At 65.6% G+C, this 12358-nt stretch carries 13 protein-coding genes; 9 read left to right on the top strand and 4 right to left on the bottom strand.

All coding sequences use genetic code 11. From position 1 onward, the window contains the following. Nucleotides 1-108: 108 nt before the first annotated feature. Genes IEX78_RS10005 through IEX78_RS09975 form a run of 7 tightly spaced genes read left to right on the top strand, consistent with a single transcriptional unit; the run spans nt 109 to nt 7223 of the window. A complete protein-coding gene (locus tag IEX78_RS10005) occupies nt 109-1416 on the top strand; it encodes an amidohydrolase family protein (protein WP_188828638.1) in 1308 nt (435 codons plus the stop codon). A 35-nt stretch (nt 1417-1451) separates the two neighbouring features. After that, a complete protein-coding gene (locus tag IEX78_RS10000; RefSeq protein WP_188828637.1) occupies nt 1452-2870 on the top strand; it encodes an FAD-binding oxidoreductase in 1419 nt (472 codons plus the stop codon). A 13-nt stretch (nt 2871-2883) separates the two neighbouring features. Continuing rightward, complete coding sequence (locus IEX78_RS09995; protein WP_188828636.1) at nt 2884-3909, top strand: ABC transporter substrate-binding protein; 1026 nt, start codon at nt 2884-2886, stop codon at nt 3907-3909. Then, nucleotides 3906-4673, top strand: coding sequence for an ABC transporter ATP-binding protein (locus IEX78_RS09990; protein ID WP_188828635.1), 768 nt, complete (start codon nt 3906-3908; stop codon nt 4671-4673). The genes IEX78_RS09995 and IEX78_RS09990 overlap by 4 nt, the downstream gene beginning before the upstream one ends. Continuing rightward, nucleotides 4670-5428, top strand: a complete 759-nt coding sequence (locus IEX78_RS09985) for an ABC transporter permease (protein ID WP_188828634.1) — start codon at nt 4670-4672, stop codon at nt 5426-5428. Before IEX78_RS09990 ends, IEX78_RS09985 begins: the two co-directional genes overlap by 4 nt. Then, nucleotides 5425-6204 carry an ABC transporter permease gene (locus IEX78_RS09980; protein ID WP_188828633.1) on the top strand — a complete coding sequence of 260 codons (780 nt, stop codon included), beginning with the start codon at nt 5425-5427 and terminating at the stop codon, nt 6202-6204. The genes IEX78_RS09985 and IEX78_RS09980 overlap by 4 nt, the downstream gene beginning before the upstream one ends. A gap of 26 nt (nt 6205-6230) precedes the next feature. Continuing rightward, entirely contained in the window at nt 6231-7223 is a 993-nt protein-coding gene (locus IEX78_RS09975) for a LacI family DNA-binding transcriptional regulator (RefSeq protein WP_188828632.1), read from the top strand. Between the two features lie 57 nt (nt 7224-7280). Here IEX78_RS09975 and IEX78_RS09970 read toward each other — a convergent pair whose 3' ends face one another. The 4 genes from IEX78_RS09970 to IEX78_RS09955 form a co-directional block, all read right to left on the bottom strand. After that, nucleotides 7281-7652, bottom strand: a complete 372-nt coding sequence (locus IEX78_RS09970; RefSeq protein ID WP_188828631.1) for a hypothetical protein — start codon at nt 7650-7652, stop codon at nt 7281-7283. Then, nucleotides 7649-8107, bottom strand: coding sequence for a hypothetical protein (locus IEX78_RS09965; protein WP_188828630.1), 459 nt, complete (start codon nt 8105-8107; stop codon nt 7649-7651). The genes IEX78_RS09970 and IEX78_RS09965 overlap by 4 nt, the downstream gene beginning before the upstream one ends. A 47-nt stretch (nt 8108-8154) precedes the next feature. Beyond that, the gene (locus tag IEX78_RS09960) at nt 8155-8457 is read right to left on the bottom strand and encodes a hypothetical protein (RefSeq protein WP_188828629.1); all 303 of its coding nucleotides are present in this window, start codon (nt 8455-8457) and stop codon (nt 8155-8157) included. Nucleotides 8458-8731: 274 nt separating this feature from the next. Then, nucleotides 8732-10276 (bottom strand): helix-turn-helix domain-containing protein, encoded by a 1545-nt coding sequence (locus IEX78_RS09955; protein WP_188828628.1) that lies wholly within the window; start codon nt 10274-10276, stop codon nt 8732-8734. Nucleotides 10277-10434: 158 nt separating this feature from the next. Here IEX78_RS09955 and IEX78_RS09950 point away from each other — a divergent pair, with 158 nt between their 5' ends. Both IEX78_RS09950 and IEX78_RS09945 read left to right on the top strand, forming a co-directional pair. Next, the gene (locus tag IEX78_RS09950; protein WP_188828627.1) at nt 10435-11832 is read left to right on the top strand and encodes a purine-cytosine permease family protein; all 1398 of its coding nucleotides are present in this window, start codon (nt 10435-10437) and stop codon (nt 11830-11832) included. Continuing rightward, nucleotides 11829-12329, top strand: coding sequence for a nucleoside deaminase (locus IEX78_RS09945; RefSeq protein ID WP_188828626.1), 501 nt, complete (start codon nt 11829-11831; stop codon nt 12327-12329). Before IEX78_RS09950 ends, IEX78_RS09945 begins: the two co-directional genes overlap by 4 nt. The last annotated feature ends 29 nt before the right edge of the window (nt 12330-12358 follow it).

The raw sequence follows: 12358 nt of genomic DNA, 5'->3' as shown, positions 1-12358 counted from the left end.
AGCGCCCAACCTGACACCGCCCTGACGGCGACCTGACACGGGTTCTGGTTCCCAGAACGCAATTGCGGCTTTACGGCGCCGAAATATCGCGGCGCGACGCTAGGACCGTTGGTAAATCGATTGATCAACGGCTCGGAGGCAGCACCGGTGGAGATTTTCGTCAACGGATTATTCGTGCCGGTGCACGACGGGGCCGAACCGTATCGGGGGTATCTGATCGCGGCTGACGGCGTCGTCGTCGACACCGGCGCGGGCACCCCGGACATTCCAGCCCAAGCCACCGTCGTCGACCTTGCGGGAAAGTTGGTTGTCCCCGGTTTCGTCTCCGCGCACAGTCACCTGTGGCAGTCGGTTTTTCGCGGAATCGCCGATGGCTGTTCAACGTACGGCTGGATCGCCCAACTACATCAACGCTTCGGGGCGCGCTTCACCGAAGCCGACATGTACGCGTTCACCATGCACGGCGGCCGAGATCTCCTGCGGCACGGCATCACCACTGTCTGCAATCACACGCACAACTTCGGGTCTGGCGCGGAAGGCCAATGGCGAGCGGCGCTCGACCTGCCGATGCGAACTGTGTACGCGCACAGTCCAACTCACTCCGCAACGGCAGCCGAACGGCTCGCGGGAATCGAGTGGTTCCAGGAAACAACCGCCACTGTCGACGACCAACGCATCCTCGCGCGTTCCTACAACACAACGTGGCCGATGAGCGCGCCGGAGATGCGCAAGGAATCGGCACTGCTCGCCGAATACGGCATCGGCCAACACCTGCACTACCTTGAGGACCCCACCGTCATCGAACGACAGCGAGCGGAATTCCCGCTGCTGCTCGACACCGGTCGGGTCACCAGCGACACCGTGTTCGCCCACTTCATCCACACCACCCCCGAGATCGTCGCCGAAGCGGGCAAGCGGGGTGCGGCGATGGTCTGGAATCCGCTCTCCAACGGCCGACTCGGCTCGGGCATCCCCGATATCGCCGCGTATCAAGCGGCGGGAGTGCGGGTCGGGCTCGGCGTCGACGGCCAGGCCAGCGCCGACGTCGCCGATCCGTTCCAGAACATGCGCACCGGGCTGTACCTACTACGCGGCCTCGCTAAGAACGCCGGCGTGCTGAGCAGCCGCGACATCCTGCGCATGCACACGCTCGGCAGTGCCGAAGCGCTCGGCGTCGCGTCGCGGGTCGGCAGTTTGGAGCCGGGCAAGTTCGCCGACTTCGTTGTGCTCGACCCCGACCGCCCAAGCACCGGACCGCTCGCCGATGACGTTTACGCGCACACCGTGCTCGCACTGTCGGCGGCCAATGTCGTCGATGTCCGCGTCGGTGGGCACAGCGTGTCGACCGGGCTGTTCGACACCCCCGACACCGGCGATGCCCATGAGCGAGTCGCGCGGCTTCGCGCCGCGCTTTGAGTCAAATCTCATCGAAAACCCTTGGAGCTCAATCTATGTCAACCACTGAATCGATCGACCGGCTGCGCACCGACCTTGGCGCGATCGACCACTCAACCGACGCGCGCAAGCTGCGCAGCAAGAGCCGCGACCGCTTCGCCCAGAGTCCCGTTCTGCGCGACCTGCTGCGTGGCCGCAATGCCGAAATCTTCATCGCGCCCCAAACCAAAGACGAACTGCGCATCGCGGTAGCGGCGTGTGCGCGTCATCGGATCCCCATCACGGTGCGCGGCGCGGGTTCTGGTCAGTTCGGCCAGGGCGTTCCGCTGTCGGGCGGCGCGGTGATCGACGTGACCGCGCTAACCGGTGTCATCGGCTGGGCCGGTGCTGGCAAGGCGGTCCCGCGCACGGTCCGCGCGCTGACCGGCACCGTTGTCGCCGACATCGACGCCGAAATCCGACCTTCGGGTTGGGAATTGCGCATGCACCCGTCAACCGCGCAGCAGGCAACCATCGGCGGCTACATCGCGGGCGGCCACGCGGGAATCGGCAGCTGCCAGTGGGGGATTCTGCGCGACACCGGCAACATCACCGCGCTCGAAGTGATGACGGTGGAAGAACAACCGCGCCTGATCGAACTGCGTGGCCGCGACGTGAACACCGTGCATCACGCCTACGGTGCCAACGGCATCATCACCGAGGTCGAACTGCCGGTCACGCCCGCGTGGGAGTGGCACGAACTAGTTATCTCGTTCCCCGAGTTCGAGCAGGCGGCGCGCTTCTCGGTCGACATCTGCAACAGCGACGGAGTGCTCAAAAAGGTCGTCTCCCCGCACGCGCATCCGCTCCCGCAGTACTTCCCCGACTTCGCCGGGATGGTGCCAGACGGGCAGGCGATGGTGTTGCTGATGGCGGCGGTGCAGTCGGTGCCCAACGTCGAAGATCTAGTGCACGCCAATGGCGGCCAGATCCGCTACCGCTGCCTTGAGGGCAAGGGCACCTATGGCGCACCGCTGTATGAGTTCACCTGGGGGCATTCGATGATGCACTACCAGCGTCTCAACAAGAAGCTGATCGGTCTGCTCGCGCTGTATCCGCAGCAGGACTTGTACGAGGCGATCGTGCGCATCCACCGCGATTTCGCCGACCTGGGCCCAGTCCACCTGGAAATGAAGCGGATCGACGGTGACCTTTCTTGCCAGGGCTCACCGGTTTTCGAGTTCGAAAGCCAAGAGCAACTGGCCGACATCACCGAAAAGCTCCAGCGCGCAGGACTTTTCATCGCCAACACCCACACCCCAGTGCTCGGCGCGAGCGGCATGAAGCCGTGGGGGCCGAAAGAAGCTGCCTTCAAACGCGAATTCGATCCCTACGGCCTGCTTGCCCAGGGCAAGGCCGACGACGTTGTCACCGACGACATCACCACCTCAACCGCGCTGCCTAACAGCGGCTGGTCCTACCGCCTCAGCAACTGAGAAGGGCACCATCATGAAACTCAACCGCCGCCACGCCCTGCGCTTGACCGGCTGTGCCGGTGCCGCCGCCGCACTCGCCGCCTGCGCGCCAGCAGCATCGCGCTCCAGCTCAACCAGCAATTCCCTTGCGATGCAACTTGGTTGGATCAAGAACGTCCAATTCGCCGGCGAGTACCTCGCCCAGGAAAACGGCCACTACCGCGACGCTGGCCTCACCGTCGACCTCCTCGCTGGTGGTGCCGCGGGAACAAGCACCGAAGCGGGCATCGACACCGGCAAAGCGTGGGTCGGCACATCGACGCCGCAGAAGGTCGCCGCCGCGGTGGAACGTGGTGTGCCCGTTCGCATTATCGGCGCGACGCTGTCGTCGAGTCCGGCCTGCATCACCTCGCCCGAGGGCAAGCCGCTGCGGTCGCCGCGCGATCTCGTTGGCAAGCGCGTCGGCGTCGCCGACAACAACGTGCCGACGTTCGAAGCCATGCTCACCGCCAACGGCGTCGAGCCGTCCTCAGTACAGGTGATTCCGGTGCAGTTTGACCCGTCTCCGCTGGTCAACGGGGAGGTCGACGCGTGGTCGGGGTTCACGACGAACGAGCCGGTTTCGTTGCGTGCCAAGGGGTTTTCCACGTACTCGTTCCTTTACAGCGATTTCGGAATGCGAATGTGCGCGCAGGTGTTCGTGGTGTCAACCCAGTCGCTGGCCGACGACCGCGCCAAGTGCAAGTCGTTCCTCACTGCCGAGATCAAGGGCTGGAAAGACGCCATCGCCGACCCTGACCGCGCGGTCACGTTGACGGTGCAGAAATATGGCGTCGACCAGAAACTCAACCCCACCCAGCAACGCGCGCTACTCGACGCCACGCTGCCCTTGATCCAGACCCCCGACACCCGTCGCGACGGCCTGTTCACCATCTCGCCGAGCCTCATCGCCGATACCGTAAAAACGTTGGGCCGCACCGGTTCTAAGGTCACCGCTGCCGACCTCTTCGACACTTCGATCCTCACCGAGCTTTACGCCGAGAACCCGAGCCTGCGATGAGCGGCATCGAAATAAACTCGCTGACAAAGACTTTCACCACAGGAAAGCGCTCAGTTGACGCGTTGGTTGATGTTGACCTGTCGAGCAAGCAAGGCGAATTTTTGTCTTTGCTCGGACCTTCGGGCTGCGGCAAGTCGACCATCTTGCGCATCCTCGCCGGACTAGACACGCCCACGTCGGGTTCGGCGCTGGTCAACGGCCGCACCCCGCAGCAGTTGCGCACCGAACACGAGCTTGGCATCGCGTTCCAGGATTCGGCTTTGCTGCCGTGGCGCAGCGTGCGGGCCAATATCGCGCTGCCGTTGCAGGTCGCGGGGATGCCGGTCGACAACGCGGTGATCGATGGGTTGATCGAGTTGGTCGGTCTGACGGGGTTCGAAGCGGCGAAGCCCGCGCAGCTCTCCGGCGGTATGCGCCAACGTGTTTCGATCGCGCGTGCGCTGGTTGTCCGTCCCTCGGTCCTGCTGCTTGACGAACCCTTCGGTGCGCTCGACGACATGACCCGGCAGCGGCTCAACCTCGAACTCCTACGGATCTGGACCGAAAAACCGGCGACCACCCTCATGGTCACGCACGGGATCGGCGAGGCGGTATTCCTGTCGGACACGGTCGCGGTGATGTCGGCGCGGCCTGGTCGCGTGATCGAGGTCGTCGACATCGACCTGCCACGTCCCCGCATGCCCGAAATGCAGCGGACCCCGGAATTCCACGCGTTGCACGATCACCTGTCGGGACTACTCTTCGGCGAACGGAAGTCGGCATGAAAGGTGTTGCCAGTCTTCGCGGGCCGATTGCGCTGGTCGTGGCCTGGGCGCTGGCCGGGCTGTGGACGCAAGCCGTCCCGACGCCGTGGGCGGTGCTCACCTCGATCGCGCACGACGGATTCGCGCTCTATAGCCCGAACCTGTCGATTACCGCGTGGGGTGCGCTGCAAGGTTTCGCGTTTGGCAATCTCGCCGCCATCGCGGTCGCTCTCGCGGTCGCGGTGTTTCCGCGCACCGAACCGCTTGCCGCGCAGCTTGCGGTAATCAGCTACTGCATCCCGCTGTTGGCGCTCGGACCGATCGTGCTCGTTGTGTTCGGCGGGCGCACGCCGACGGTGTTCCTCGCCGCGGTATCGGTGTTCTTCACCTCGATGATCGGCACGCTGACCGGCCTGAAGTCGGCCAACCGTACGAGCATCGAGCTGATCAACGCCTACGGCGGAAAAGGCTGGCAGCGACTGATTCGCGTGCAGATTCCGGCCGCTTTGCCCGCGATGGCCGCCGCGTTGCAGATCGCCGCCCCCGCAGCCGTGCTCGGCGCGATCCTCGGCGAGTACCTGGGCGGCGTTGATAGTGGGATCGGAGTGGCGCTGACCGCGGCGCAGTCTTCCTACGACCTACCGCGTACGTGGGGAATGGCGCTGGCCGCCGGATTGCTCGCTGGTGCAGGGTATTTCGCCGCGTCGTTATCGGGGAAGGTCGTGCAGTCGACGTTGTACGGGCCGGGCGCGATCAGCCAAGGAGTCGAATCATGAAGAGCCTCTTGGCTTTCCTCGGTTCCGTCGCGTTGGCGACAGTGCTGGTGCTCGCTGGCTGGGTTGGCTTCCTCGCCGCGTTCCCGCAAATCGGGCCACGGATCGGACAGACCCCGATGGACGTATGGACTTACCTCTTCGCGAGCAAGCCCATCCACCGCGAGCAGATTATCGACGGGCTGGCCATCACCCTGTGCGACGCCGGGCTGGGCTTCGTCGTCGGCATGGTCATGGCGGTCGCCGGTGCGGCAGCGGTGCTGCTTTCGCGCGAATTCGAACGCGGCGTGGTACCCGTTGCGACCTTGCTGCGGTCAATTCCGCTGGTCACGCTCGCCCCGATCCTTGTCGCGACGTTTGGCCGTGGTCAACTGATGGTCGCGGTCACCGGCGCGCTGGTTGTTTTCTTCCCGGCGTTCGTCACGATTGTCGCCGGGTTGCGTGGGGCGCCGCAGCAGAGTTTGGACCTGGTTCGGGCCTACGGTGGCAGCGAGGCGCTGGCGCTGCGGATGGTCGCGCTTCCTGCCGCGCTGCCCGCGTTGTTCGCCGCGGTGCGAATCTCGGTGCCTGGCGCGCTTATTGGCGCGTTGATCGCCGAATGGTTGGGCACCGGAAAAGGTTTGGGCTCGAGCATGCTGCGGGCGATTCCGCGCTATGACTACCCGCAGCTGTGGGCGTCGATCGCGGTGGTCGCGGCGGCATCGATCGTGTTGTACACGCTGGTGGGGGCGGTCGAAAAGGTCGTCGCGCAACACTTCGCCGACCCAGCACTAACCTGATGAGCACGAATTCGCAGGAGGTACGCGTGCCACCGAGGCCGACTATGCGCGACATCGCGCGCGCCGCCGGTGTCTCGCCGTCGGCGGTGTCGTTGGCGCTCAGCGGAAAAGGTCGGCTGGAGGACAGCACCCGCGCCCGCATCCTTGCCACCGCGACCGAGCTCGGCTACCGGATCAACCGGGAAGCCCGCGCGTTGCGCACCGGGCGGACCATGATGATCGGGCTGGTCACGTCGCTCGTGGCCGACCAGGTCGATGACCAGGAATCCCGACTCGACTGGTACACCCGTACCGCATTGGCGGCCACAGGCGAATGCTTTCGACACGGCTATTCGCTGGTGCTCGTCCCGCCGCTTGGCGGCCAAGATCAGGTGCACGAACTCGCCGCTGACGGCGTGCTCATCATCGACCCCGACCCCACCGACGGCATCGTCGAATCGGCAACCGCGCGCGGTCTTGCGGTAGTGACGATCGGCGGATACGCACCGCCACCAGCCAGCTCGGTCGCCCTCGACCGCGATGCCGCCGTCGCGGTCGCGATGGAGCACGTGCTCGGAGCGGGTGCCCGCACGCCCGCGCTGCTAGTCGACGAGAGCGGTCGACAGAGCGCGGCGGCAACGCGGGAAGCCTTCGAACGCTGGTGCCCGACCGCGCACAAGCAGACGATCGTCGGCACCGTCGACTTTGCGCACGGCGGTGGCCGAACGCGCCTCGCAACCCAAGCGTGTGTGCGCCTGCTCACCGAGCACCCCGAGGTCGACGCGATCTACGCGCCACTCGATTCGATCGCCGCTGGCTGCGTAACCGCGGCCCGCGAACTGGGCCGCACCATCGGCACCGACCTGCATTTGATCACCTCGGAAGGCAGCATCGCCCGCGACAACGACCCCCCACTCCCGGCGATCGACACCCGACGCGAAGAACAGGCGGCGGCAGCGGTGCGCATGCTGGTGAGCGCGTTGGAGACCGGAACGCGCCCACCGAACGAGATGTTCCGCCCGGGTTTGATTGTGCGCTAGTGGGCGCCATCGCCAATCATTGCTCGGGGTGCGTTCGTATCGGAAACGGGAGTGCGGTTAGCGGGAGCGACGGCCGCCGCCCTTGTCTGTTACGCCGGGATGGCCCGTCGAAGCTTTCGTAATCCAGATCGTGCGCACTTCGTCGTCAATGGCGTACCAGATACGACCACCACCAGTCACCTCGTATTGCCACTGTTCAAGTTCAACCTCGCCGAACTTGACGACTCGCAGATTCGCCTTCAACTGGTGCTGCCGGTGCGGATTCGCCATGCTACGTGGGTCCGCCGTGATGTCCATCCACGCACGATCCAGCGCTTCAATCACGCTGCGCTGCAATTCAATCCATCCGCGTGCCGCCTGAGTGTTCTGCGCGATGACTCGCCACGGTTTCGGTCGTGGCAATTCGTCACCGCGCTTTACCGCGTTCACTCCGCCGCCTTAGGTCGGCCGATCTCCCCGTGGTTTGTGCGCTCGAAGGGTCCGCTCAGTTCGCGGACGAGCGCGGGATCAGTGTAGATCTGCGCGGTGTGTTTCCACGCGACCAGGTTGCGCTGAAACGGCAGGTAGAAGCCCGTGTCCGCGCCCGCGACGAGGTCGTCGAGCAGCTCGCGTACGGCCTCGGTCCGATGCTCCGCGGGCAGCCAAGTGAGCCAGGGAAGTTCTTCGGCGAACACCTCCTCGGCCATCTGCCGATTTGCCTTCGCCACCAGGGCGAGCGACCGAGCGGCGATCCTCAGCGCACCATCCATCGCCTGATAGCGTTCATCTCGTATCAGCACCACGTTCTCGGCATCGCGCCGTTCGAGCGTTACATCGGAATCGGCCAACAGCGGAAAGACCGACGTCTGTTTACGGATGAGCTCACTGAACGGTAGCGACTTCATGACCCGAGCATACGCCTAGTGCTGAACTATTTCAGTACCCGATGAGATTAGTTGCTCCGGAAGCGAAGGTCCGGCCACGGCGGGCGGCGCAGAATCGCCAGCGCCGCAATGACTCCGGTGAGTAAACCGATCCATTCGCCGAGTTGCGCGATGCGGTTGGAGTCCATCGCGGGCGTCCACTGTGCACGCCCTTCGTGGACCACGAATAGCCCGATGGCGCGAGGTTGCCGCAGGAGACCACCACGGCGCGAGACAGTGATGACGGTCGCCCCAGCCGCCGTCTCGATCGGCTCCCCGAACACCACAGGCTGCTCGACCACCAGCTGTTCAAGGCGATCCCTGATCGTCATTGCGTCCCCGCATCGTCGTCCGACAGTGCCGTCGAAGATACGCGCTTTGCGCGCTCACGGTCGGCTTGGCAAGTGCCTCAATCGGACTCGACCCGACTCTTGGCGGACTTTGCGAACCTCCCGTTCGGTCCGACGACAGCCCAGAATAGGTAGCTTCGCTACCGTGGTCGGCGCGGTAGTCATCGAAACCGGCGCGTAGCCCGCTGCTTGAGTCGGCTATGCGATAGGCGGCACGTCGCGCGAATCGTGAGCTGACCCGCATCGGAAGACGTGCTCAGAGCCAGTGTCCCCGTTCGCTCATCGAGCAGGCCAGGTAGAGGTCGACGCGGTCGCGGGCGGTGGACAGGTCGCGACCGGTCAGCCCTTCGATGCGCTGAATTCGGTAGTGGAGGGTGCTGACGTGGATGTGCAGGGCGCTGGCAGTGGTTCGCCAGGCGCCGTTGGATTCCAGGAAAGCGTGCAGGGTGGGGAGTAGATCGGTGCCGTGGTCAGTGTCGTAGTCGGTCAGCGGGCCGAGTAAGCGGTTGCGGTAGGCGGTGCGCACTTCGCCAGGGACACCGGCGAGCAGCAGCAGGTGGGAGTCGAGTTCGCGAGCGGTGACCAGCGCTAGTCGGCGAGGGCTGTCGCTGGCCAGTTGGGCGGCGTGGCGGGACTCGGCGAGGGCGCTGGCTAGCGCGGTGGGTCCTTCAGCAGTTGCGCTGAGCCCGAACGCGATTCGGCCGCCGAGGGCCGCGGGTTCCAGCTCGATCAGGCGGGTGCGTAGGAGTTCGGCGAGGTGGGTCTCGGTGAGGTCGGGGCCTGTCGTTGCGAAAACCGTCAGGCCGTCCTCGCCGCCGGCGATCACGGCACGACTGTCGGGGGCGGTGTCGAGGACGCTTTCGATCAGGTCGGCGGCGAGGTCCCACGGTCGGACCATTCCGCTGGTTGTTGCGGTGAGGACGAGCAGCGGGCGGGTGGGGTCGACGCGTGCGGCGCGCAGGCGGGCGCTCACCGAGTCGGCGGCCGCGCCCCGGTCGATCAGGTCGACCAGCTCGGTGTGCAAGTGCTGTTCGGTGCGTCGGCGTTCGTCGCGGCGCGCGCCCCCAAGCGCGAGCAGTTGGGCTGTTTGCTCGGCGGATTCGCCTTCGAGGTCGCCGGTGAGTTCGCCCCGGACTACGAGATGGCCCGCGCCCTGACTGCGTCGGCCGATCGGGTACATGGTGTAACCGTCAACAACCGCGGGCAGGCGGTCGGCTCGGTGTGCTGCCGCAGAAAGGGCGAATCTGGTTGTCGCGGAAAGGGTTTCACTGGACCCAGCGAGTACCCGGCCCGCTGGTGAGAGCGCCCAGCATTCCCGTCCGATGTCGGTTCCGAGCATGACGACGAGTCCGCCGAGGTCGGCACCCTCGACCAAGGCCTGCACCAGACGTCGATGCCGACCGAGCACTTCGGCGAGCTGGCGTCCCCGCTCCTTGTTCAAGCGCTCGATCACGGTGCGCGACAAGACGCTGTAGCTGAGCGCGGCGGGCGCGGCGAGCACGGGAACGCCGTGCGCGGCACAGGCACGCACGAGCGCGGGCGGGACGTGGCCGAGCAGGATGTCGCCCGCGACCAGCGCTGCCGCCCCGCCGGCGGCGAGCGACGCGGCGAAGGTCTCGCAGTCGGCATCGGTGCGATACCAACCCTCGCTGGTCAACACCACCTCACCACCAGTCAGGTAGGCGGCGGGCTCAAGGAGATCGGTGGTGTAGACCCAGCGGACTTCGCGGTCGAGCTCGGCACCCGGGGTCAGCAGGGTCAGGCCGAGCTGCTCCAGCGTCAACAAATCGGACACGCGCACGAAACAAATCTCCTCGGTACTCGAACGATCGTAGGAAGACGGTCGCCCAATCTGCCTCGTATTCGCACATCTTGACCCTATTCTGCCAGGTCACTCAGCTGATCTACTGAATGGACCGCGCGGACATCTTTCCTACGAATCATTGAAGGGGGCTTCTCATGGCCCGACCACCTTCCCTGCTCGGCAAGTTCGCCGATAGCGCTCGCGCGGCAACGACCGTGGAGACCGCAGGCATCGAACCCATCCCCGAACAGCAGCGGCGCGGCGGCCCGAGTGCCTCGTTCACGCTCTGGTTCAGCTCCAATGTTCAGTTCTCCAGCCTCAGTGCGGGCATGCTCGCCACCGCCGCCTTCGGATTGGGTTGGGCGCAGGCCATGCTCGCGATCACGATCGGCAGCGCCATCGGCGCGGCCGCGATCGGGATCACCTCAACCTTCGGCCCGCGCACCGGTGTCGGGCTGCTCGTGCAGACCCGGGGACCGCTGGGATACGTCGGCGCGATCGCGCCCGCCGCGCTGGTGTTCCTGAAAGCATGCGCGTGGTTCGCGGTCAACTCGGTGCTCGGCACCTTCGCCGTGCAGACCTTGCTTGGCAGCGGTTTCGCGGCCGCGTTCGCGATCGTCACCATCGCCCAGATTGTCATCGCCCTAGTCGGTTACAGCTTCATCCACATCGTGCAGAAGGCGATGGCGGTGGTGTTGCCGGTGCTGTTCATCGGCGTTTCGGTGTACGGCTTCACCCAAAGCGACCTCGGCGCGGGCTTCGATGCCGACAAGGCCGGAGCGCTCGGTCTGGCTGGCGCCTTCGCGCTAACGGTCGCCGTGCACGCCTCGCGCGCGCTGAGCTTCTCTACCTACGCCGCCGACTACACCCGGTACATGCCCGCCGACACCTCCGCGCGGCGGCTGTTCACCTACGCGTTCATCGGGACCATGCTCGGTTCGGTGTGGATCGGCGGACTCGGCGCCGCCATCGGCACGATCGCTTTCGTTGGCACCCCGACCGACCTGGTCACCGAAGTGCTGCCCAGTGTCCTCGCGGCCATTACCATGCTGGCCCTTGGCATTTCGACCGTCACGTCCAGCTGTTTGGACTGCTATTCCGGAGCTTTGGCCTGGCTGACGGCCGGTGTCCGGATGACGCGCTGGCAGGCTGTCCTCGTTGTCGGTTCGATCGGCGCTGTCCTGGGTTGGGTCACCGGCCAGGGCAACTACTGGGAGTCGTTCCAGAACTTCCTGATCCTGCTTGGCAACTGGATCGCGCCCTGGTTGGCCATCGTGCTCGTCGACCACTTCCTGACGCGTGGACCCGCCCGACCCCCGACGCGCATCGGTCCCGGATTCGTCGCCTGGCTACTCGGCATACTCGTCGCCGTGCCGTTCATGAGCCAGCCCGGTGTGTTCGTCGGCCCGATCGCCGAACACTGGCCGCCTCTCGGCGCGTCAGCCGCACTTGTCGCCTTCCTGACGGCAGGCCTCGTCCACTCTGTGCTGACGCGGACATCGCGCGCCAGCACCGCAACCGCACTCACCCCATCGAAGGAGATCCCCGCATGAGCACCGCCGGTTCGACAACCACGCTGAGCGAGACCGACCGCGCCCGCCTCGACCTTGCCGTCGCGGTTGCCCGCCGCTCCCGCGAGCACGGCAACCACCCATTCGGCGCGCTCCTGACGGGTCCCGACGGGGTTGTGTTGCTTGAGGCCGAGAACACCGTCACCACCGAACGGGACGCCACCGGCCACGCCGAAACCAACCTGGTGCGGCTGTCGAGCGCCGCTTACGACGCCGACTTCCTGCGCACCTGCACCCTTTACACCAGCACCGAGCCTTGCGCGATGTGCGCGGGCGCGATCTATTGGGCTGGTATCGGCCGCGTCGTCTACGCCCTAGGTGAGGACGAACTGCTCGCCCTCACCGGCGCGAACCCGGAGAATCCGACAATGGCACTGCCGTGCCGAACCGTTTTCGCGGCAGGTCAACGCGACCTGCCCGTCCTCGGACCCGTTGACCTCCCGGAGGCACGGGATGTGCACGACGGGTTCTGGGTCTAACCCAGGTCAGGACTTTCGGCCAGCCCCCG

The sequence above is a fragment of the Nocardia camponoti genome (assembly GCF_014646135.1).
Classification (GTDB): Bacteria; Actinomycetota; Actinomycetes; order Mycobacteriales; family Mycobacteriaceae; genus Nocardia; species Nocardia camponoti.
Note: the sequence above shows the minus strand (reverse complement) of the source record. Positions and strands in the feature narration are given on the sequence as shown.